Annotated in this window: 18 protein-coding genes; 8 read left to right on the top strand and 10 right to left on the bottom strand. The window is 68.0% G+C overall.

Translation table 11 applies throughout. The features are described 5' to 3' along the window. Window positions 1–139: 139 nt before the first annotated feature. Both LRR16_RS10785 and polA read right to left on the bottom strand, forming a co-directional pair. A complete protein-coding gene (locus LRR16_RS10785; RefSeq protein WP_232205838.1) occupies window positions 140–1,468 on the bottom strand; it encodes an NAD(P)/FAD-dependent oxidoreductase in 1,329 nt (442 codons plus the stop codon). Between the two features lie 136 nt (window positions 1,469–1,604). Next, entirely contained in the window at window positions 1,605–4,418 is a 2,814-nt protein-coding gene (polA, locus tag LRR16_RS10780; protein WP_232205837.1) for a DNA polymerase I, read from the bottom strand. Window positions 4,419–4,422: 4 nt separating this feature from the next. Between polA and LRR16_RS10775 the strand changes: the two genes are divergently transcribed. From LRR16_RS10775 to LRR16_RS10760, 4 genes are all read left to right on the top strand, one after another. Further along, the gene (locus tag LRR16_RS10775) at window positions 4,423–5,391 is read left to right on the top strand and encodes a TIGR00730 family Rossman fold protein (RefSeq protein ID WP_023263557.1); all 969 of its coding nucleotides are present in this window, start codon (window positions 4,423–4,425) and stop codon (window positions 5,389–5,391) included. 178 nt (window positions 5,392–5,569) lie between these two features. Then, entirely contained in the window at window positions 5,570–6,010 is a 441-nt protein-coding gene (locus tag LRR16_RS10770) for a hypothetical protein (protein ID WP_064576136.1), read from the top strand. 179 nt (window positions 6,011–6,189) lie between these two features. Continuing rightward, entirely contained in the window at window positions 6,190–7,173 is a 984-nt protein-coding gene (locus tag LRR16_RS10765; protein WP_232205836.1) for a homoserine kinase, read from the top strand. 68 nt (window positions 7,174–7,241) lie between these two features. Continuing rightward, on the top strand, window positions 7,242–8,036 hold the full coding sequence (locus LRR16_RS10760) for a BPSS1780 family membrane protein (protein WP_006579445.1): 795 nt from the start codon (window positions 7,242–7,244) through the stop codon (window positions 8,034–8,036). Between the two features lie 175 nt (window positions 8,037–8,211). Here LRR16_RS10760 and LRR16_RS10755 read toward each other — a convergent pair whose 3' ends face one another. Then, a complete protein-coding gene (locus LRR16_RS10755) occupies window positions 8,212–10,572 on the bottom strand; it encodes a UvrD-helicase domain-containing protein (RefSeq protein ID WP_053822245.1) in 2,361 nt (786 codons plus the stop codon). Window positions 10,573–10,672: 100 nt separating this feature from the next. Further along, complete coding sequence (locus LRR16_RS10750) at window positions 10,673–11,371, bottom strand: TetR/AcrR family transcriptional regulator (RefSeq protein ID WP_172682429.1); 699 nt, start codon at window positions 11,369–11,371, stop codon at window positions 10,673–10,675. Between the two features lie 369 nt (window positions 11,372–11,740). Here LRR16_RS10750 and LRR16_RS10745 point away from each other — a divergent pair, with 369 nt between their 5' ends. The 4 genes from LRR16_RS10745 to LRR16_RS10730 all read left to right on the top strand — a co-directional run bounded on the left by LRR16_RS10745 (window position 11,741) and on the right by LRR16_RS10730 (window position 16,548). Beyond that, window positions 11,741–14,608 (top strand): valine--tRNA ligase, encoded by a 2,868-nt coding sequence (locus LRR16_RS10745; RefSeq protein WP_232205835.1) that lies wholly within the window; start codon window positions 11,741–11,743, stop codon window positions 14,606–14,608. A gap of 146 nt (window positions 14,609–14,754) precedes the next feature. Further along, window positions 14,755–15,624, top strand: coding sequence for a UTP--glucose-1-phosphate uridylyltransferase GalU (gene galU, locus LRR16_RS10740; RefSeq protein WP_006578933.1), 870 nt, complete (start codon window positions 14,755–14,757; stop codon window positions 15,622–15,624). Between the two features lie 160 nt (window positions 15,625–15,784). Further along, complete coding sequence (locus LRR16_RS10735) at window positions 15,785–16,123, top strand: nucleotidyltransferase domain-containing protein (protein ID WP_064576133.1); 339 nt, start codon at window positions 15,785–15,787, stop codon at window positions 16,121–16,123. After that, window positions 16,120–16,548 carry a HEPN domain-containing protein gene (locus tag LRR16_RS10730; RefSeq protein WP_232205834.1) on the top strand — a complete coding sequence of 143 codons (429 nt, stop codon included), beginning with the start codon at window positions 16,120–16,122 and terminating at the stop codon, window positions 16,546–16,548. Before LRR16_RS10735 ends, LRR16_RS10730 begins: the two co-directional genes overlap by 4 nt. Before the next feature lie 67 nt (window positions 16,549–16,615). Here the strand turns inward: LRR16_RS10730 and LRR16_RS10725 are convergent, their stop codons facing one another. The 6 genes from LRR16_RS10725 to LRR16_RS10700 form a co-directional block, all read right to left on the bottom strand. Next, window positions 16,616–16,843 carry a sulfurtransferase TusA family protein gene (locus tag LRR16_RS10725; protein ID WP_006578930.1) on the bottom strand — a complete coding sequence of 76 codons (228 nt, stop codon included), beginning with the start codon at window positions 16,841–16,843 and terminating at the stop codon, window positions 16,616–16,618. Between the two features lie 55 nt (window positions 16,844–16,898). Continuing rightward, window positions 16,899–17,486: an NUDIX hydrolase gene (locus LRR16_RS10720; protein WP_232205833.1), complete on the bottom strand. Its 588-nt coding sequence runs from the start codon at window positions 17,484–17,486 to the stop codon at window positions 16,899–16,901. Window positions 17,487–17,568: 82 nt separating this feature from the next. Beyond that, window positions 17,569–18,600: a low specificity L-threonine aldolase gene (locus tag LRR16_RS10715; RefSeq protein WP_006578928.1), complete on the bottom strand. Its 1,032-nt coding sequence runs from the start codon at window positions 18,598–18,600 to the stop codon at window positions 17,569–17,571. A 79-nt stretch (window positions 18,601–18,679) separates the two neighbouring features. Continuing rightward, window positions 18,680–18,868, bottom strand: a complete 189-nt coding sequence (locus tag LRR16_RS10710) for a 4-oxalocrotonate tautomerase (protein WP_006578927.1) — start codon at window positions 18,866–18,868, stop codon at window positions 18,680–18,682. A 55-nt stretch (window positions 18,869–18,923) separates the two neighbouring features. Then, on the bottom strand, window positions 18,924–19,709 hold the full coding sequence (locus LRR16_RS10705; RefSeq protein ID WP_023263398.1) for a class II aldolase/adducin family protein: 786 nt from the start codon (window positions 19,707–19,709) through the stop codon (window positions 18,924–18,926). 135 nt (window positions 19,710–19,844) lie between these two features. Then, window positions 19,845–21,101, bottom strand: a complete 1,257-nt coding sequence (locus tag LRR16_RS10700; RefSeq protein WP_370646787.1) for a YbfB/YjiJ family MFS transporter — start codon at window positions 21,099–21,101, stop codon at window positions 19,845–19,847. Window positions 21,102–21,236: the final 135 nt, after the last annotated feature.

Genomic DNA, 21,236 nt, shown 5'->3' with positions numbered 1-21,236 from the left:
CGATTCTAAGCAAACATGGTGTCCAGCGCACGCTGCAGGCGGCGGCACGCGGCAGCCGCGCCGTCGCCTCGCTGTGCCTTGTCGCGCCTTGTCGCCCTGCCGCACCCCGCCGCACCTTGGCCACGCGGCGGCGAATCGCTCAGTGCAGCTTCACGCGCGGATGGGTCTTGCTGCGCAGCCAGTGGGCGACGGTATCGAGGCCCATGCGCACGGCGCCGTGCAGCGCCATCACATGCATCCGGTACAGCGAGGTGTACATCAGCCGCGCCATCAGCCCCTCGATGAACATCGAGCCGCCGATCAGCCCGCCCATCAGATTGCCGACCGCGGTGAAGCGGCCCAGCGACACCAGCGAGCCGAGATCCTTGAACTGGAATTCCGGCAACGGCCGTCCTTCCAGCCGCGCGCGCAGCGCGTCGTACAGGAAGCTGGCCTGCTGGTGCGCGGCCTGCGCGCGCGGCGGCACCGTGGTCTGCTTGGCCGGCCACGGACAGCTGGCGCAATCGCCGAACGCAAAGATGTCCGGGTCGCCCTCGCTCTGCAGCGTCTGCCTGACGACGATCTGGCCCTGCCGGCTCAACGGCAGGCCGAGCGTCTTCAGCACCGGCGGCGCCGTGATGCCCGCCGCCCAGACCGTCAGCTCGGCGGGGATCCGCTTGCCGCTGGCGGTCAGTACCGCATCGGGCGCGATCTCGGTGACACGCTCGCCGACCAGCATGCGCACGTCCAGCTTGCCCAGCAGCTCGGCGGTTTCCTTCGACACCCGCTCGGACAGCGCGGGCAGGATGCGCGGGCCGCCCTCGATCAGCGTGATATGGATGTCGCGGCGCGGGTCCAGGCGATGCAGCCCGTAGGCGTTCAGCACCTGCGCGGTATTGCGCAGCTCGGCGGACAGCTCGACGCCGGTCGCGCCGGCGCCGACGATCACGACATCGACGTCGGGGCGTCCATCGCCATCGTCGTCGTCCCGCGCCAGCCCGTTCTGGGCCCGCACGCAGGCGGAAATCAGCCGGCGGCGGAAGCGCTCTGCCTGCTCGACGGTGTCGAGCGCGATCGCGTGCTCGGCCGCTCCAGGCGTGCCGAAGAAATGCGTGACCGATCCGATGGCCAGCACCAGCGTGTCATACGGGATCTCGCGCGCGGGCAGCAGTTCGATGCCGTCCTGGTCGACGCAGGCCGCGACCGAGATCGTCTTGCGCGCGCGATCGAGGCCGGTCAGCTCGCCCTGCTGGAACTCGAAGTGGTGCCAGAGCGCCTGCGCGGCATATTCGAGCTGGTGCGTGTTCTGGTCCATGCTGCCGGCGGCGACCTCATGCAGCAGCGGTTTCCAGATATGCGTGGGCGAACGGTCGACCAGCGTGACATGCGCGGCGCCGCGCTTGCCCAGCTTGTCGCCGAGACGCGTTACCAGTTCCAGCCCACCTGCTCCACCGCCGACTACGACAATCCGATGCGCGCTTGTTTGCATGTTCTATCCGTTCTGGATGGTCGGACCGCCGGCATGCCGGCGGGTACTGCCGTCTTGCTTTGAATTGCTTCCGTTTGCGCCAGTTTGCTGCAATGCAGCAAGGTTGGCAAGACGGAGCCGGGCAGGCCCCTTTTGCTCAGTGGGCTTCTTCCCAGTTCGCGCCGACGCCGGTTTCAGCGACCAGCGGCACGCGCAGCTCGGCCACACCGCACATCAGTTCGGGCAGGCGCGCACGCACCAGTTCCAGCTCGGCCGTCGGCACCTCGAGCACCAGCTCGTCATGCACCTGCATGATCTGGCGCGTGCCGAGCGACTCGCGTTCAATCCAGTCCTGCACGGCGATCATCGACAGCTTGATCAGGTCGGCCGCCGTGCCCTGCATCGGCGCGTTGATTGCCGCGCGCTCGGCGGCCTGGCGGCGCGGGCCGTTGCCGCCGTTGATGTCCGGCAGCCACAGGCGGCGGCCGAACACGGTCTCGACATAGCCCTGCTCGCGCGCCGTCTGCCGCGTTTCTTCCATGTAGCGCGCCACGCCCGGATAGCGCATGAAATAGCGGTCGATATAGTGCTTGGCCGCCTCGCGTTCGATGCCTAGATTGCTCGCCAGTCCGAACGCGCTCATGCCGTAGATCAGGCCGAAGTTGATGACCTTGGCATAGCGGCGCTGCTCGCTGCTGACCGCATCGGCCGCCACGCCGAAGATCTCGGCCGCGGTGGCGCGGTGGATGTCGTCGCCGCGCGCGAAGGCGCCGAGCAGGTTCTCGTCGCCCGAGATATGGGCCATGATGCGCAGCTCGATCTGCGAATAGTCGGCCGACACGATCGCATGGTCCGGCGACGCGATGAAGGCCTCGCGAATGCGCCGGCCCTCTTCGGTACGCACCGGGATGTTCTGCAGGTTCGGCTCGGTCGATGCCAGACGGCCGGTCACCGCGGTGGCCTGGCCGTAGCTGGTATGCACCCGGCCGGTGGCCGGATTGACCATGCGCGGCAGCTTGTCGGTGTAGGTCGACTTCAGCTTGGACAGCGCGCGATAGTCGAGCAGCAGCCGCGGCAGCGGATAGTCCTCGGCCAGCTTCTGCAGCACCTCTTCGTCGGTCGACGGTGCGCCGCTGCTGGTCTTCTTGACGACCGGCAGCTGCATCCGCCCGAACAGGATCTCGCCGATCTGCTTCGGCGAGCCCAGATTGAACGGCTGGCCGGCGGCCTCGTAGGCGCGCTGCTCCAGTTCCATCATGCGCTGACCCAATTCGGCGCTCTGCGCGGCGAGGCGCGGCGCGTCGATCAGCACGCCGTTGCGCTCGATCTTCTGCAGCACCACCGACACCGGCATCTCGATGCGCTCGTAGACGTAGCGCAGGCCGTCGGCCGCCTCCAGCTGCGGATACATCTTGCGATGCAGGCGCAGCGTCACGTCGGCGTCCTCGGCCGCGTACTCGGTCGCGCGCGCCAGATCGATCTGGTCGAAGCACAGCTGGTTGACGCCCTTGCCGCAGACCTCTTCGTAGGTCAGCGTCTTCAGGTTCAGCAGCCGTTCGGCGAGGCTGTCCATGCCGTGATTGCGGTGCGAGGCCAGCACGTAACTCTGCAGCATCGTGTCATGGCGAATGCCGCGCAGCGCGATGCCGTGGTTGGCGAACACATGGACGTCGTACTTCAGATGCTGGCCGACCTTGTAGCGCGCCGGATCTTCCAGCCACGCGCGCAGCCGCGCCAGCACGACGTCGCGCGGCAACTGGCCGCGGCCTTCCATGCCGGCCACGTCGGGCCCCTGGTGCGCGACCGGGATATAGCAGGCGATGCCGGGCTCGACCGACAGCGAGATGCCGACCAGCTGCGCCTGCATCGGATCGATCGACGTGGTCTCGGTATCGATGCAGGTCAGCTCGGCGCGCTCGATCCGGCACGCCCATTCCTCGAGCGCGGACTCGGTGACCACGGTCTCGTAGCGGATCTCGGCGGGGGGCGCTTCGGCCGGTGCTTGGTCGCCCGCTGCCGCGCCTGGACCATCGAACAGGCTGCCCTGGCCCGCGCCGTTGCGCGAGGCCGCGGCCGCGGCCTGCGCGCGCGCGTCGGGCAGCTTCTCGCCGGTCAGCTCGCGCAGCCAGGTCTTGAAGCCGTAGCGCGAGAAGAACGCGATCAGCTTCTCCTTGTCTTCGCCCATGTCGCGCAGCGCATGGAAGTCGGGGATCGGCTCGGACAGGTCGCAGTCGATCTTCACCGTCACCAGCTCGCGCGCACGCGGCAGCCACTCGAGCGTGTTGCGCAGGTTCTCGCCGACCACGCCCTTGATCTTGTCCGCATTGGCCATGATGCCGTCGAGCGTGCCGTATTCGGTCAGCCATTTGACCGCGGTCTTGGGACCGACCTTGGGCACGCCGGGCACGTTGTCGACCGCATCGCCGATCAGCGACAGATAGTCGACGATGCGCTCGGGCGGTACGCCGAACTTGGCCACCACGCCCGGCGGATCGAGGACTTCGCCGCTCATCGTATTGACCAGCGTGACGCTGTCGTTCACCAGCTGCGCCAGGTCCTTGTCGCCGGTGGACACCACGGTGCGGATGCCCTCGGCGGTGGCCTGGCAGGCGAGCGAGCCGATCACGTCATCGGCCTCGACACCATCGACCACGACGATCGGCCAGCCCAGCGCGCGCACCGCCTCGTGGATCGGCTCGATCTGCCTGGCGAGATCGTCGGGCATCGACGGGCGATGTTCCTTGTATGCGGGGTACAGCGCATCGCGGAAGGTCTTGCCCTTGGCGTCGAACACGCAGGCGCTATACTCTGCCGGGTAATCGTTGCGCAGCTTGCGCAGCATGTTGATCATGCCGTAGATGGCCCCCGTGGGCAGGCCTTCGCCGTTGCGCAGATCCGGCAGCGCGTGATAAGCGCGATACAGATAGCTCGACCCATCGACGAGCAGCAGTGTTTTAGGACTATCCGACATTCCCATGGACTCGAAATTGACTGGTGCCGCGGCAAGCGGTGATCCCACCGCCCCCGACCACGCCAACGGCGTGGCCGGCAGCCGCAGCAACCCCGTGACCGCGGCGGTCCGTGCCAACGAAGGCAAGATCACCACGGCTGCGGATATGGATGTGAACGTCACCGTCGGCCCCGCCGACGATGGCCCGGGCGATACCGCCTCGCCCGCCGATGCACCGGCGTCCGCCAAGGCGGCGCGGTCCAACCCGCGCAAGATGATTCCCAGCCTGCGTGCGCTGGCCGACGAAGACCGCGCGACCGCCAAGAAGGCGCGCGCCTCGTGGCAAATGTTCACGATTATGGCAGAGTTCATCGAGGCGACCGAGTACCTGTCCGAGGTCCGGCCGGCCGTCTCGATCTACGGCAGCGCGCGCCTGCGCGAGGATTCGCCGTACTACCAGCAGACCATCGACATCGCGCGGCTGTTCTCCGACGCGGGCTTCGCCGTGATCTCCGGCGGCGGCCCCGGCATCATGGAAGCGGCCAACAAGGGCGCGCACGCGGGCAAGTCCGCCAGCGTCGGCCTCAATATCGAACTGCCGCACGAGCAGCAGGGCAATCCGTATCAGGACATCGCCATGCGCTTCCGCCATTTCTTCACGCGCAAGGTGACCTTCGTCAAGAACTCGGACGCCTTCATCGTGATGCCGGGCGGCTTCGGCACGCTCGACGAACTGGCCGAGGTGCTGACGCTGGTGCAGACCGGCAAGTCGCGCGCGGTGCCGGTGGTGATGGTCGGCAGCCGCTTCTGGAAGGGCCTGCTCGACTGGTTCCGCTTCACGCTGCTGCCGATGGGCCTGATCGCCGAGCACGACCTCGATCTGATGCAGATCGTCGACGAGCCGCACGAGGTGCTCGAAGCGGTCTACGACTACTACGAGCGCCGCGGCGGCGATACGCCGATCCCGCCGAAGGAAGAGATGTTCTACCTGTGAGTGGCGCCGGCGGGCCGCTGCCCGCTTGTTCCGAGTGCCCGAACCGCCTCGCCACGGGCCCGCGGACGGCAGGAATTGCTAGAATGCAAGCCTGATGCCCGAGTCGCGCCTGGCCCTGCCGTCCGCGACGCCCATTCGGATGCGCCGGCACGCCGCGCGCATCGCACAGGAGCCCGAGATGACCTCCCAATCCTTTCCGGCCGCCGGCGCGGACGAGCCGGAGCCCCTGCCCGGGGTTGCGCGACGCGGCCTGACGCTGGCCGCGGCGGTGCTCGCGCTGATCGCCGCGCCGGCCGCGCTGGCCCAGCAGTCGTCCCAGCAGGCCGCCGACGACAACGGCGCGCTGTCCCAGCAGGAACTGAACGAGATCAACAACCAGCCCATCGCGCCGTCGGCGAAGACCCAGCTCAATCATCCACGCGAGCCGAGCTTCCAGCTGAACGAGGCCGATGGCACGCAGGTGCGCGAATACCGCGACCGCCGCGGCCAGCAGGTCGATATCGAAGTGAGGTCCGGCGCGGGCACGCAGTACCAGATGAGCCGTCCCGAGGACAGCTCGCCGCGCATCCGCGAACGCGAAGTCAATCGCGTGCCTTCGGTGCGCGTGCTGCAGTTCTGAGCCTGCCGCGGACGGGGCCGCCCCATCCGCGCGCGCCATCCGACGTTTCACCGCTCCCGGCCCGGGGGTTCGCTTCCGGGCCGCGCCGGACGCCGCTGCCCGCGGCGCCACGGCATGCCGCGGGCCCTGCCCGCCGGCGCCATCCGGCTTTACATCCGGTTCCAACCAGACAAGACAGTATGGCTGTATTCACCACGGTCTCGCACGACGAGATCGCGCAATGGCTGCTCGACTATGACCTTGGTACGCTGCGCGCGCTGCGCGGCATTCCCTCGGGCATCGAGAACAGCAATTTCTTCGTGACGATGGAGCAAGACGGCCAGGCGCGCGACTACGTGCTGACCATCTTCGAGCGCCTGCGCTTCGAACAGCTGCCGTACTACCTGCACCTGATGGCGCATCTGGCCGAGCGCGGCATCCGCGTACCGGCGCCGATGCCGGGCAAGGACGGCGAGATCCTGCGCGCGCTCAAGGGCAAGCCCGCCACCATCGTCACGCGGCTGCCGGGCAGCTCGCAGCTGTCGCCGAACGCGCAGCAATGCGCCGAGGTCGGCGACATGCTGGCGCGCATGCACCTGGCGGGCCGCGGCTATCCGCGCCAGCAGCCGAACCTGCGCAGCCTCGCGTGGTGGCGCGAGACCGAGGGCGAGATCCTGCCCTTCCTCGACGACAGCCAGCGCGCGCTGCTGCAGGACGAACTCGCGTTCCAGGGCGCGTTCTTCGGCGGCGCCGACTATGCGGCGCTGCCGGGCGGCCCCTGCCATTGCGACCTGTTCCGCGACAACGTGCTGTTCGAGGACGCCGGCAACGGCCAATCGCGGCTGGGCGGCTTCTTCGATTTCTACTTCGCCGGCGACGACAAGTGGCTGTTCGACCTGGCCGTGACCGTCAACGACTGGTGCATCGACCTGGCCAGCGGCGAACTGGATGCGCCGCGCGCGACGGCGCTGCTGCGGGCTTATCATGCGGTCAGACCGCTGGACGCGGTCGAGGCCGCGCACTGGCAGCACATGCTGCGCGCCGGCGCGCTGCGGTTCTGGGTCTCGCGGCTGTGGGACTACCACCTGCCGCGCGAGGCTGACATGCTGCAGCCGCACGACCCGACCCACTTCGAACGCATCCTGCGCCGGCGCATCGCCGCCACCGCGCTCCCCTGGACTTGACGGGCGCCGCCGATGGCAGCCCCGCTTGTCGCACCTGATTGCCGCACCTGATTCGGACCCGATTCGTCATGCAACTACTGGAAGTTCCCGCCAAGGAAGGCTACGTCTGGTTTCGCCAGGGTCTGTGGCTGTTCCGCAAGAACCCGCTGACCTTCCTGATGCTGCTGTTCATTTATCTGATCGCCGCGCAGATCGCGATCTTCATTCCGCTGATCGGCATCGTCGCGCTGCTGGTGCTGACGCCTGGCCTGTCGGTCGGCATCATGACCGCGTGCCGCGAGGTGATCCAGAACCGCAAGGTCATGCCCACCGTGCTGCTGGCCGGCTTTCGCAGCAACGGCAAGCAGGCCGCGCGCCATCTGCTGATGCTGGGCGGCATCTATGCGGGACTGGTGTTCGTGCTCAGCCTGATCGCGGGTACGCTGGTCGACATGCGCGCGCTGCTGCCGGTGCTGCTCAAGGAAGAGCCGCCGACCGAGGAGGCGATCCGCCAGCTGTATTACGCGCTGCTGATCGGCGCGGCGCTGTACACGCCGATCGCGATGTTGTTCTGGTTCGCGCCGCTGCTGGCCGCCTGGCACAACGTGCCGCCGGTCAAGGCGCTGTTCTTCAGCTGGACCGCCTGCTGGCGCAACCGCGGAGCCTTCTTCACCTATGCGCTGCTGTTCGCGCTGCTGCTGGTGGCGGTGCCGTTCTTCCTGGAGGCGATCTTCAGCGCCTTCGGCGCCGAGGGCGTGCTGTCGTTCCTCGTCACGCCCTATTCGCTGCTGATGCTGGCGGTCCTGTACTGCTCGTTCTACGCGACCTATCGCGGCTGCTTCAATATCGCGCCGCCGGAGGGGAACGGCGAGGCCGCCGCCTGACTTTCGCTGAAACCACCCCCTCTCCCCGGCCCTCTCCCCCTGAGGGGGAGAGGGGGAACACCAAGGGCAAACTCAACGCCCGCGGATTTTCGGAGACCCCATGCTTGCTCCCCTCTCCCGCTCGCGGGAGAGGGGCCGGGGGAGAGGGCAAGCGGCGCCCGCCCGCCGCCCCACCTCAATCGATCGCGTCCAGCTTCGCCACCGACAGCGCCAGCCACTTGGCGCCGTGGCGCTTGAATTCGATATTGGCGCGCGCGTCGGCGCCCTCGCCTTCCAGCGCCTTGATCACGCCCTCGCCGAACTTGTTGTGGAAGACCTGCTGGCCGATGCGCCAGCCCGATTCGGCCTGCCGCTTCTGGTCGGCGTAGCCGTTGCCGGTGTCCATGCCGCCGGTCGCGCGGCTGCCGGTATAGGGCACGTCCTCGGCGCGCTTGTACCAGTCGCGGCCCCACGCGCTTTCCGATGACTGGCGCCGCTGCGCGCCGTAGCTCTGCGCCGGCGGCGTCAGCCACTTCAGCGCGCCCTCGGGCAACTCGTCGAAGAAGCGCGAGCGGATGTGGTAGCGCACCTGGCCATGCAGCACGCGGCTCTGCGCGAACGACAGATACAGCCGCTCGCGCGCCCGCGTGATCGCCACGTACATCAGCCGGCGCTCTTCCTCGAGGCCATCGGCGTCGAGCATGCTGTTCTCGTGCGGGAACAGCCCTTCTTCGAGTCCGGTGATGAACACCACATTGAATTCGAGGCCCTTGGCCGCGTGCACGGTCATCATCTGCACCGCGTCCTGGCCGGCCTGTGCCTGGTTGTCGCCGGCCTCCAGCGACGCGTGGGTCAGGAAGGCGACCAGCGGCGTCATCACCTCGGGCAGCGCCTCGGGGTCCAGCACCTGCTGCTCCTGGTCGCCCTCGGCCAGCGCGGGCAGCGGACGATCGAGGCTCTGCCGGCGGCTGACCGGGATCGCGTTGGCCGGCGCGTCGAGGCCGTAGCCCTCCTCGACCACGAAGGCCTGCGCCGCGGTCACCAGTTCGCGCAGGTTCTCGATGCGGTCCTGGCCTTCCTTCTCGGCCTGGTAATGCGTGATCAGCCCGCTGGTATTGATCACGTATTCGACGGTCTCGGCCAGCGTCATCTGCCGGGTCTCGAAGCGCATCTGGTCGATCAGCCGGACGAACGACGCCAGCTTGCCGCCGGCCGCGCCGGCGACATAGGCGACGGCCTCCGACAGCGCGCAGTTGTACTGCCGCGCGGCGTCCTGCAGCGACTCGATGGAGCGCGCGCCGATGCCGCGGGCCGGGAAGTTGACCACACGGGCGAAGGCGGCGTCGTTGCGCGGATTCTCCAGCAGCTGCAGATAGGCCAGCGCGTGCTTGACCTCGGCCCGCTCGAAGAAGCGCAGGCCGCCATAGACGCGGTACGGAATGCCGGACGAGAACAGCGCGTGCTCGATCACGCGCGACTGCGCGTTGCTGCGATAGAGGATCGCGATCTCCGCGCGGCTGGCCCCCTGCGCGATCTGGTCGCGGATCTCCTCGACCAGCCAGCTGGCCTCCTGCCCGTCGGTGCCGGCCTGGAACACCCGCACCGGCTCGCCATGGCCCGCGTCGGTACGCAGGTTCTTGCCGAGCCGGCGCGCATTGTGGGCGATCAGGTGGTTGGCCGAGTCGAGGATATGGCCGTGCGAGCGGTAGTTCTGCTCGAGCTTGATCAGATGGCGCACGCGGAATTCGTGCTCGAAGTCGCGCATGTTGCCGACATTGGCGCCGCGAAACGCGTAGATGCTCTGGTCGTCGTCGCCGACCGCGAACACCGCCGCCGCATTGCCGGTGCCGAAGCCCGCCAGCAGCTTCAGCCACTGGTACTGCAGCACGTTGGTGTCCTGGAACTCGTCGACCAGCACGTGGCGGAAGCGGTGCTGATAGTGCTGGCGGATCGCGTCGTTGTAGCGCAGCAGCTCGTAGCAGCGCAGCAGCAGCTCGGCGAAATCGACCACGCCCTCGCGCTGGCACTGCTCGTCGTAGGCGGCATACAGATCGACGAAGCGGCGGTTGAAGTCGTCGTTGGCCTCGACATCGGCCGCGCGCAGGCCCTGCTCCTTCGCGCTGTTGATGAAGTACTGCAGGTTCTTGGCCGGGTACTTCTCGTCGTCTACGTTCAGCGACTTGAGCAGGCGCTTGAGCGCGGACAGCTGGTCCTGGCTGTCGAGGATCGAGAAGGTCTGCGGCAGGCCGGCATCGCGGAAATGCGCGCGCAGCATGCGGTTGCACAGCCCGTGGAAGGTGCCGATCCACATGCCGCGCGTATTGATCGGCAGCATCGACGACAGCCGCGTCTGCATCTCCTTGGCGGCCTTGTTGGTGAAGGTCACCGCCAGGATGCCCGCAGGCGACACCCGGCCGTTCTGGATCAGCCACGCGATGCGCGTGGTCAGCACCCGCGTCTTGCCGCTGCCCGCGCCCGCCAGGATCAGCGCCGGTTCGTCCGGCAGCGTGACGGCGGCAAGTTGTTCGGCGTTCAGATTGGCAAGCAGGTCGGACATCGGGAGGGGCCTTGAGGAATCGGGCCATTATAACGGCGCGACCTTCCCCGGACCCTCGGCTCCCCTGCCCGTCGCGCGGGCCCCGGCCCTGCCCCGTGCCCTATGGCACCGCGGCGCCGTCGCGCTCCCGCGGCTCGAAGCACGGCGCCAGGCAGGCCTTCAACAGGCGCCGGGCCTCGCCGTGGATGCGCTCGCGCACGGCCTCGTCCTCGCCCTCGCCCAGGTCCATCAGCGCGGTCAGCACCTCGATCGCGCAGCGCGCGGTCAGCCGCGCGTCGTCCTCGGCCACCTGCTGGTTCTGCATCAGCCAGCGCGCCAACAGTTCGGCGACCTCGCGGCTGGTGGCATCGTGGATCCGGCGCAGTTCCGGCGACGACTGCATCGCCCGGCGCAGCGCGATGCTGCCCGGCTGGCGGCTGCGCGCGCTGCGCACCTGGTCGAACACCGCATCGACTACGGCGCGCCAGTCCGCCACCGTCCCCGCCGACGGCAGCACCGACAGCGAATCGGCGGCGCGCTGGCGCATCTGGTGCTCGAACAGCGCGTTGATGACCGACAGCTTGTTCGGAAAGTACTTGTACAGCGTGGCGATATTGATGCCCGCGCGGCTGGCGATCAGATTGGTGGTGATCCGCTCGACGCCGACCTCGTCCAGCAGCGACGCGGTGGTATCGAGAATGCGTTCGAAGGTGACCCGGCCGCGCGCCCGCACCGGAGCCCGGCGCAGGCGCAGCAGCAGCGGCGCCAGGCTGTGGCCGGCGGCGCCTCCCTGATTGTGTTCGTTTTCGTTCTGGTTCATGTCCACGACCCGGCCGTCGGCCGACTGCACCGCCGGGCCCGCCCGCGCCCCGGCAACCCGCCCGGACCGCCATGCGGCGTCCCCTGCCCGAGCCCCCAACGCAGACGATAGGCCCCGCGGCGTGCCGCGACCGTGCTCTAGCGAACGCATCGGCCGCCGCGAAGCCGCCATACTGCGGTTCGTCCTGCGGTGGATACGAGGCGGCGCGCGGCGGGCAGGCGCGCCCCGCATGGGCATTTTGGGCGTCACCGAGCGGGCTCCCCTATAATTTAGGGCTTGTCTCCCTTTGGCCGCGCCCTGCAGGCGCGCACCAGACCGCAAGAGCCGCACCGGCTCGCACGGCCTTCACGCATCGATCGACATCCCAGCATGACCGCCCAAGACCAGTCCCTAGCCAAGAGCTTCGAACCCGCCGCCATCGAGGCCAAATGGGGCCCCGAGTGGGAAAAACGGGGCATCGCCAAGCCCACCCTCGACCCGGACCGGCCCGATTTCGCCATCCAGCTGCCGCCGCCCAACGTCACCGGCACGCTGCACATGGGACACGCGTTCAACCAGACCATCATGGACGGCCTGGCGCGCCACGCGCGCATGCGGGGCGCCAACACGCTGTGGGTGCCGGGCACCGACCACGCCGGCATCGCCACGCAGATCGTGGTCGAGCGCCAGCTCGACGCGCAGGGCGTTTCGCGGCACGACCTCGGCCGCGAGGCCTTCGTCGAGAAGGTATGGGCCTGGAAGGAGGAATCGGGTTCGACCATCACGCGGCAGGTGCGGCGCATGGGCGCGTCGATCGACTGGAGCCGCGAATATTTCACGATGGACCCGAAGATGTCGCGCGTGGTCACCGAAGTGTTCGTGCGGCTGCACGAGCAGGGGCTGATCTACCGGGGCAAGCGGCTGGTCAACTGGGACCCGGTGCTGGGCACCGCCGTGTCGGACCTGGAGGTCGAGAGCGTCGAGGAGGAAGGCTCGCTCTGGCATATCCGCTATCCGCTGGTCGAGGCGGACACGCGCACCGGCCTGACCCATCTGACGGTCGCCACCACGCGTCCGGAAACGATGCTGGGCGACGTCGCGCTGATGGTCCATCCCGAGGACGAGCGCTACGCGCACCTGATCGGCAAGATGGCCAAACTGCCGCTGACCGATCGCGAGATCCCGGTGATCGCCGACGACTACGTCGACCGCGAATTCGGTACCGGCGTGGTCAAGGTCACGCCGGGCCATGACTTCAACGACTATGCGGTGGGCCTGCGCCACCAGCTGCCGCAGCTGTCCGTGCTGACGCTCGACGCGAAGATCGCCGACAACGCGCCGGCGCAGTACGTCGGCCTGGACCGTTTCGAGGCGCGCCGCCGCATCGTCGCCGACCTCGACGCTCAGGGCCTGCTGGCCGAGGTCAAGAAGCACAAGCTGATGACGCCCAAGAGCGAGCGCACCGGCAGCGTGATCGAGCCGATGCTGACCGACCAGTGGTTCGTCGCGATGAGCAAGCCGGCGCCCGAGGGCACCTTCTACCCCGGCCGCTCGATCGCCGAGGTCGCGCTCGATGCCGTGCAGAGCGGCGAGATCCGCCTGATCCCCGAAAACTGGGTCAGCACCTACAACCAGTGGCTGGCCAATATCCAGGACTGGTGCATCTCGCGCCAGCTGTGGTGGGGACATCAGATCCCGGCCTGGTACGACGAGGCCGGCAACTGCTATGTCGCGCGCACCGAAGAGGAAGCGCGCGCGCAGGCGCGGGCGGCCGGCTTCGAAGGAACGCTGCGCCGCGACGAGGACGTGCTCGACACCTGGTTCTCGTCGGCGCTGGTGCCGTTCTCCTCGCTGGGCTGGCCCGAGCAGACGCCCGAGCTGCAGCACTTCCTGCCGTCGTCGGTGCTGGTCACCGGCTACGACATCATCTTCTTCTGGGTCGCGCGCATGGTCATGATGACCAAGCACTTCACCGGCCAGGTCCCGTTCAAGGACGTGTACGTGCACGGCCTGGTGCGCGACTTCGAAGGCAAGAAGATGAGCAAGTCCGAGGGCAACACGCTCGACCCGGTCGACCTGATCGACGGCATCGAGCTGCCCGAACTGCTGAAGAAGCGCACCACCGGCCTGCGCCGGCCCAAGGATGCGCCGAAGATCGAGGCCAAGACGAAGAAGGAATTCCCCAACGGCATTCCGGCCTTCGGCGCCGACGCGCTGCGCTTCACCTTCGCCTCGCTGGCCACGCTGGGCCGCAACGTCAACTTCGACACCGGCCGCTGCGAGGGCTACCGCAACTTCTGCAACAAGCTGTGGAACGCGACCCGCTTCGTGCTGATGAACACCGAGGGGCACGACTGCGGCATGGGACCGTGCAACCAGGACTGCGGGCCGGACGGCTATCTGGACTTCTCGCAGGCCGACCGCTGGATCGTGTCGCTGCTGCAGCGGGTCGAGGCCGAGGTCGACAAGGGCTTCGCCGAATACCGCTTCGACAATATCGCCAACGCGATCTACAAGTTCGTCTGGGACGAGTACTGCGACTGGTATCTGGAGCTGGCCAAGGTGCAGATCCAGAACGGCACGCCGGCGCAGCAGCGCGCCACCCGCCGCACGCTGCTGCGCGTGCTGGAGACCGTGCTGCGGCTCGCCCATCCGATCATCCCGTTCATCACCGAGGAACTGTGGCAGAAGGTCGGCCCGCTGGCCGGCCGCGGCAAGGGCGACGGCAGCGAATCGATCGCGCTGCAGCCCTACCCGCTGGCGGCCGCCGCGAAGATCGACGAAACGGCCGAGGGCTGGGTCGCGCAGCTCAAGGCGATGGTCGATGCCTGCCGCAATCTGCGCGGCGAAATGAACATCTCGCCGGCGCAGCGGATCCCGCTGTACGCGCACGGCGACAACGCGTTCCTGCACGCGGCGAAGGACTATATCCAGGCACTGGCGAAACTTTCCGAGGTTCGCGTCTTCGAAGACGAGCAGACCTTGATGACCGAAGGCGCCGGTGCACCGGTCGCCATCGTCGGCGGCAGTCACCTGCTGCTGAAGATCGAGATCGACATTGCCGCCGAACGCGTGCGCCTGGGCAAGGAGATCCAGCGCATCGGCGGCGAGATCGCCAAGGCCCGCGGCAAGCTGGCCAACGAGAGCTTCGTGGCCAAGGCGCCGGCCGCGGTGGTCGAACAGGAAAACCAGCGGCTGGCCGACTTCGAGCAGACGCTGGCCAAGCTGCAGGACCAGTTGCAACGGCTGCCGGCATGAGGTTGGCCGCCTGCGCCGGTGACGGCGTCGGCGGCGATCTCGATGTCGGTGTCCGGGCCGGCCTCGAGGCCGGCAACGTGGTTCAGGGCATGCGCCTTGCTTTGACGCAAGGCTGACGACATCAAAACTGAGAAGGAGCCTCTTTTATGGAAACCCGCGTCACCAAGGCCGTATTCCCGGTAGCCGGGCTCGGCACCCGTTTCCTGCCCGCTACCAAGGCGAGCCCCAAGGAAATGCTGCCCGTGGTGGACAAGCCGCTGATCCAGTATGCGGTCGAAGAGGCGATGGCTGCCGGCATCACGGAGATGATCTTCGTGACGGGCCGCTCCAAGCGTGCGATCGAGGACCATTTCGACAAGGCCTACGAGCTCGAGGTCGAGCTGGAGGCGAAGAACAAGCAGGCACTGCTCGAGGTCGTCCGCTCGATCAAGCCGTCGCATGTGGAATGCTTCTATGTGCGCCAGCCCGAGGCGCTCGGTCTGGGCCATGCGGTGCTGTGCGCCGAGAAGCTGGTCGGCGACACCCCGTTCGCCGTGATGCTGGCCGACGACCTGCTCGATGGCCAGCCGCCGGTGATGAAGCAGATGGTCGACCTCTACAACCATTACAACTGCTCGATCCTCGGTGTGGAAGAAATTGCACCCGAGCAGAGTAAATCTTACGGCGTGGTCGACGGCCGCGAGTGGGACGAAGGCGTGATCAAGGTCGCCGGCATCGTCGAGAAGCCGGATCCGGAAGTGGCACCGTCGAACCTGGGCGTGGTCGGCCGCTACATCCTGACGCCGCGCATCTTCGAACATATCCGCAACCTGAAGCCCGGCGCCGGCGGCGAATTCCAGCTGACCGACGCGATCCAGTCGCTGCTGGGCCAGGAACAGGTGCTGGCCTACCGCTACCAGGGCGTGCGCTACGACTGCGGCAGCAAGCTCGGCTATCTGAAGGCGATGGTCGAATTCGCGCTGAAGCATCCCGAGGTCCGCGACGAGTTCGGCAGCTATCTGCGCGAGCGGATCTGAACGAATCGCAAGTCAGCGTTGTCCCGGCCGCCGTGGCACAAGGGACGCGCAAGGGCGGCAGCGCATGCTGTCGCCCCACCCATGGGCCATATGGTCCAGCGGATGGCATTGCACTATCATGGCTGCGGTATGCGAGCAGTATTTGCCGTGGGAGCCCCTCGTGAATCGCCTCGACCATGACACCGAAGCCGCCGTCCGGCACTTCCTGCGCCTGATATCCCGCCGTTATCCGACCGCGGGCGCCATCGTGTACGGCAGCCGCGCACGTGGCACGCACCGCCCGGACAGCGATGCCGACGTGGCCGTTCTTCTCGCCGGCGAACATCAACGATTTCTGCCAACCAAACTGGCGATGGCGGACGTCGCCTTCGATGTCCTGCTCGAAACGGGCGTCAATATTTCGCCGTTACCGGTCTGGCTGGACGAGTGGGAGCATCCTGAGGCGTACGACAATCCGGCCCTGCTGCGGAACATCGCGGCCGAAGGTGTCCGCCTGTGAACGGAAAACTGACGCCTGCCACATTGATGGCAAAGACAGATCGTGCCTGCGCATCGGCGCACGCGCTGCTGGAGCTGGGCGACATGGACGGAGCACGCAACCGCGCCTACTACGCCATGTTCGACGCAGCTCGAGCCGCGCTGCTGGCCTCCGGCGCCGCGGTAAGGGCCGACATCGGCAAAACGCACAGCGGTCTGATCAAGGCCTTCGGCGAGCACCTGATCAAGCATGGGCCGATACCGAAGGAGATGGGGCGTTTGCTGAAACGGGCCGAGGAAGTCCGCTTGGTGGCCGACTACAAAAGCAACTCGGTCGAACTGGCCGACGCCGCGGAACTCGTTGGCCAAGCGGAATTGTTCGTGGGCGCCATGCGCGCCGCATTTCCGTCGGCGGGCTTCGAGGATGGCCAGGCAAAGGCCAGGTGACCTGGGCCGTCGAATGGCAAAACAAAAGCCGCCCGAGGGCGGCTTTGTCGTCTGCAACGCGGTCTGCTTACCGGCGCTTCATGTAGAACACGAAGACCTTGTCGACCTCCTGGTGCGACAGCAGTTCGTTGCCGGTCTGCTTGGCGAAGGCCTGGAAGTCGCGGGTCGCGCCGGGATCGGTGGCCAGCACCTTCAGCACTTCTCCGCTCGCCATATCGGCCAGCGCCTTCTTGGTCCGCAAAATCGGCAGCGGGCAGTTCAGCCCGCGCGCGTCCACTTCCTTCTGGAACTCCATGGTCTCTTCCTTGCTTCCTTGGTATGGGCGATGTCGGCAAGCCTTCCGTGAGGCTTCATGGCCGGTATTGTAGCGTCGCGCCCGCCGCCGCCGCCCGGGCGGCCTCGCGCGGGTCGGGGATGTCCTCGCCGGTCTGGCGGTCGAAGAAGCGCACCGGATAGCCGCGCGCGGCCAGCCAGTCGGCCACCGCGAAGCCGGTGCCGGCATTCCAGATCCGCATCTTTTCCGGGGCCACCAGCTTGTAGTCGGCCAGTTCCTCCGACAGCGCGATGGTGCCGGTGGCACGCACGTGGTAGGCGATGATCAGCTCGTTCTTGCGCATGAATTCGTAGACGCCGATCAGCGACACCGACTGCGCGTCGAGATTGGTCTCTTCCTTCAGCTCGCGCGCCACGCCCGCTTCCGGCGTCTCGTCGCGCTCCAGAAAGCCGGTGACCAGCGCGTACATCGACGCCGGCCACGCGGCATTGCGCGCCAGCAGCAGCTTGCCCTCGTACTCGACGACCGCGGCCAGCACCGGCAGCGGGTTGTCCCACTGGACGAAGTGGCAATCGTCCTGCACGCAGGCCATGCGTTCGCGCCCGGACATCGGCAGCGCCATCAGCGGCGTGCCGCAATGGGGACAGTAGCGATAGGAGGGCATGGCTCGATTTCCTGTTTGCGGTTTGCGCTGATGGCTGTTCGATGGCGCGAGGCGCCGGACTCAGGCGGCGATCATGCGGCGATCATGCGGCGCAGACCGCCCGCATGTCCGCCGCCAGCGCCTCGACGGTCTCGGGCTGCAGATCCCACGAGCACATGAAGCGGCAGCCGCCGGCGCCGATGAACGTATAGAAGCGCCAGCCGCGCGCGCGCAGCGCCTCGATCGCCGGCAACGGCAGCTCGGCGAACACGGCATTGGCCTGGGTCGGGAACATGATGCGCACGCCGGGAATGCTGGCGATGCGATCGTGCAGCAGCTGCGCCATCGCATTGGCATGGCGCGCGTTGGCCAGCCACACGTCGTTTTCCAGCAGGCCCAGCCACGGCGCCGAGATGAAGCGCATCTTCGAGGCCAGCTGGCCGGCCTGCTTGACGCGGTAGGCAAAGTCTTCGGCCAGCTTGCGGTCGAAGAACACCACCGCCTCGCCGACCGGCAGGCCGTTCTTGGTGCCGCCGAAACACAGCACATCGACGCCGGCGCGCCAGGTGATCTCGGACGGATGCACGCCAAGCGACGCCACCGCGTTCGCGAAGCGCGCGCCGTCCATATGCACCCGCAATTGCCGCCGCTTGGCGATCGCCGAGATCGCGCGCACTTCCTCGACGGTATAGACGGTGCCGACCTCGGTCGATTGCGTCAGCGATACCACCTTGGGCTTCGGATAGTGGATGTCGTTGCGGCGCGTGACCAGCGCCTCGACCGCGTCCGGCGTCAGCTTGCCGTTCATGCCGGGCGCGGTCAGCAGCTTCGAGCCGTTGGAGAAGAACTCCGGCCCGCCGCATTCGTCGGTCTCGATATGCGCCAGCTCGTGGCAGATCACCGAGTGGTACGACTGGCACAGTGCCGACAGCGCCAGCGAATTGGCCGCGGTGCCGTTGAACACGAAGAACACTTCGCAATCGGTCTGGAACAGGTCGCGGATCCGATCGCAGACCTTCTGCGTCCACGAATCGTCGCCGTAGGCCTGTTCGTGGCCGCTGCCGTTGGCTTCGAGGAAGTACTTCAGCGATTCCGGGCAGAAGCCGGCGTAGTTGTCCGAGGCGAAATGCTGCATGACGGTTCCGTACAGGGGCGCGAGGCGCCGGTTCGTGGATGCCCGGGGAAAGGAACGAGGATGGCGATGATTGCGCGTGTTACTTCTTGTCGGCCCACAGCTCGCCGCCGGTGGCCCAGTTCTCGCGCTTGACGTCGGTGATGATGATGTCGACCGCGCCGGCCGAGCAGCCGAGGGTTTCGCAGGTGACACGGGTCACTTCCTCGACGAACTTGCGCTTCTGCTCGACGGTGCGGCCCTCGAACATCTCTACGTGGAAAGTCGGCATGGATGGCTCCTGTTGTTATCGATGGATGGTGCGCAGACTGATGCGGCCGCGGCCGTCAGTCCCGATAGGAAGGATCGATTTTATCGAGTTTGCGCAGCAGCGACGGCCATTCCAGCGCGCCCTCGACGGCGCCGCCGTCGTCGAGCTGCGCCGAGGTCCGCGTCGCGACCTCGACCGTGGGCAGCACCACGCGCGTCGCGGTCAGCGCGCCGAGCTGGATTTCGCAGGCCTTGATCAGCGTGGCCATCAGCACATAGGCCTCGGCCACGGTACGGCCGACCGTCAGCGTGCCGTGGTTGCGCAGCAGCATCGCGGGATGGCCGCCCAGCGAGGCGGTCAGCCGCGCGCCCTCGGCCGGCGTGAAGGCCAGGCCCTCGTAGTCGTGATAGGCGAGCCGGCCGTGGAAGCGCATCGCATGCTGCGACAGCGGCAGCAGCCCGTCGGCCTGGGCCGATACCGCGACGCCCGCGGTATTGTGCAGGTGCATCACGCAGACCGCGTCCGGACGCGCCGCGTGCACGGCCGCATGCAACGCAAACCCGGTGACGTTGACCGGATGCGGGCTGTCGCCGACGACCTCGCCGCGCCCGTTGATCTTGACCAGGTCCGATGCGCGGATCTCGTCGAACGCATGGCCGAACGGATTGATCAGGAAGTGGTCCGGCTCGCCCGGCACCGTGGCCGAGATATGCGTGTAGATCAGGTCGTCCCAGCCGGCCAGCGCGCATAGCCGATACGCCGCGGCGAGGTCGACGCGCATGGTGCGCTCCGCTTCGGACATGGTGGCCGGAGCGTTGGCGGAAGCGCCGGTGGCGCGGGCGGGTTGCAGGGCGAAGGACATCGATGGCTCCTTGCGCGTTCGGCGATGCCGGCCCGGAAGCCGGCCGCCGATGGCGGCGAAGGCGATACTGTAGCCGAAGCGCGCGGGCGCGTGGACCGCCCCAGCCGGCTCAGGGGACCGGCCCAGGTGACCGGCTCAGGCGTGCGGCGCCGCGGCGGACGGCAGCGGCGCGACCCGGCGCAGCCACAGGTAGATCAGCGCGCCGACCAGCAGCGCCAGTGCCGCTCCAGCCAGCGACGCGGCAAAGCCGCCGGTGCGGGCCACCAGCGCGGTCGCGAACGGCGGCCCGACGATCTGCCCGAGCCCGTAGGCCGCGGTCATCAGGCCGATCAGCCGCGGCGCCTGGTCGCCGGCAAGCCGGCGCGCCTCGTGCATGGCAAACAGCACCAGCGCGGTGAACGGCAAGCCGGCCAGCAGGCTGCTCAGCGCGAAGCCGGCCAGCGTCGGCCACACCGCCGCGATTGCCACGCCCGTCGCCTGCATGCCATAGGCCAGCGCCAGCAGCACGCGGTTGTCGTGCCGCACGCCGATGCGCACGGCCGTCAGCGCGCCGAGCGCCACTGCGGCGCCGAACAGCGGCCAGAACAGGTCCGCCCACAGCGAGCCGGGCATCGCCTCGCGCGCGATCACCGGCAGGAAGGTCGCGGTGATGATGTAGCCGAAGCCGGCCAGCCCGTAGGCCAGGGTCAGCGCCCACGCCTCGCCCGACATCGCCGCCATCCGGGCCGGTGCGGCGGTGGCCGAGGCCGGCGCCGCCCCCGCCCGGGGCGCCGCGTCGGGCCGGAAGATGCGCCATACGGCCGCGACCAGCAGCAGCGCCAGCACGCCGAACGCGATCCAGCCCCACGCCGCGCTCCAGTCCATGCCGACCATGCCGAAGGCCGATACCCCGGTGGCGACGATGCCGATGCCCGGTCCGCAGAAGATCAGGCCGCCGAGCGCCGGCTTGCCGGCCTCGGCCAGCCGCTGCATGCACCAGGCCGCGGTATAGACCAGCACGAAGGCGCTGGCGACGCCGGCCGCGGCGCGCCACAGCGACCACGACAGCATGCCCAGCGGCAGCGCCATCGCCAGCGTCAGCGCGACGGTGGCGGCCAGCCCCCAGCGCACCATGCGCGCCGCATCGGGCCGGATCAGCAGGCAAGCCAGCGCGCCGGCGAAATAGCCGATGTAGTTCCAGGTCGCGATCCAGCCGCCCTGGTGCAGCGTCACGCTGCCGTCGTGCAGCATCATCGGCAGCAAGGGGGTGAAGGCGAAGCGGCCGATGCCCATGGCGACGGCCAGCGAGACCAGGCCGCCGAGCGCGACCGCCCAGGCGCCGGGGCGACCGGCTTCGCTGCCGGCGAGCGCGCCGTGGACAAGCTCGGGATTGCGGGAGGGCGAGACTGACACGATGCGGATTCTCCGTTCTGGCGCGTCGGCAATCCCGCCATCGTACCCGCAGCCGGCAAGGCGCGACGGCGCCGCCCCGAAGACCACGCCCCCGTCCCGGGCAAGCGGTGTCGTGTCGCCTACACTGGAATCGGG

This window comes from Cupriavidus sp. UGS-1, assembly GCF_021213615.1.
In the GTDB taxonomy this organism is placed as follows: Bacteria; Pseudomonadota; Gammaproteobacteria; order Burkholderiales; family Burkholderiaceae; genus Cupriavidus.
This window is presented reverse-complemented; position numbering and strand designations above follow the sequence as displayed.

Coding starts and splice junctions, on each gene's coding strand:
- LRR16_RS10785 (WP_232205838.1), bottom strand. CDS start 1,468: ATGCAAACAAGCGCGCATCGGATTGTCGTAGTCGGCGGTGGAGCAGGT.
- polA (WP_232205837.1), bottom strand. CDS start 4,418: ATGTCGGATAGTCCTAAAACACTGCTGCTCGTCGATGGGTCGAGCTAT.
- LRR16_RS10775 (WP_023263557.1), top strand. CDS start 4,423: ATGGACTCGAAATTGACTGGTGCCGCGGCAAGCGGTGATCCCACCGCC.
- LRR16_RS10770 (WP_064576136.1), top strand. CDS start 5,570: ATGACCTCCCAATCCTTTCCGGCCGCCGGCGCGGACGAGCCGGAGCCC.
- LRR16_RS10765 (WP_232205836.1), top strand. CDS start 6,190: ATGGCTGTATTCACCACGGTCTCGCACGACGAGATCGCGCAATGGCTG.
- LRR16_RS10760 (WP_006579445.1), top strand. CDS start 7,242: ATGCAACTACTGGAAGTTCCCGCCAAGGAAGGCTACGTCTGGTTTCGC.
- LRR16_RS10755 (WP_053822245.1), bottom strand. CDS start 10,572: ATGTCCGACCTGCTTGCCAATCTGAACGCCGAACAACTTGCCGCCGTC.
- LRR16_RS10750 (WP_172682429.1), bottom strand. CDS start 11,371: ATGAACCAGAACGAAAACGAACACAATCAGGGAGGCGCCGCCGGCCAC.
- LRR16_RS10745 (WP_232205835.1), top strand. CDS start 11,741: ATGACCGCCCAAGACCAGTCCCTAGCCAAGAGCTTCGAACCCGCCGCC.
- galU (WP_006578933.1), top strand. CDS start 14,755: ATGGAAACCCGCGTCACCAAGGCCGTATTCCCGGTAGCCGGGCTCGGC.
- LRR16_RS10725 (WP_006578930.1), bottom strand. CDS start 16,843: ATGGAGTTCCAGAAGGAAGTGGACGCGCGCGGGCTGAACTGCCCGCTG.
- LRR16_RS10720 (WP_232205833.1), bottom strand. CDS start 17,486: ATGCCCTCCTATCGCTACTGTCCCCATTGCGGCACGCCGCTGATGGCG.
- LRR16_RS10715 (WP_006578928.1), bottom strand. CDS start 18,600: ATGCAGCATTTCGCCTCGGACAACTACGCCGGCTTCTGCCCGGAATCG.
- LRR16_RS10710 (WP_006578927.1), bottom strand. CDS start 18,868: ATGCCGACTTTCCACGTAGAGATGTTCGAGGGCCGCACCGTCGAGCAG.
- LRR16_RS10705 (WP_023263398.1), bottom strand. CDS start 19,709: ATGTCCTTCGCCCTGCAACCCGCCCGCGCCACCGGCGCTTCCGCCAAC.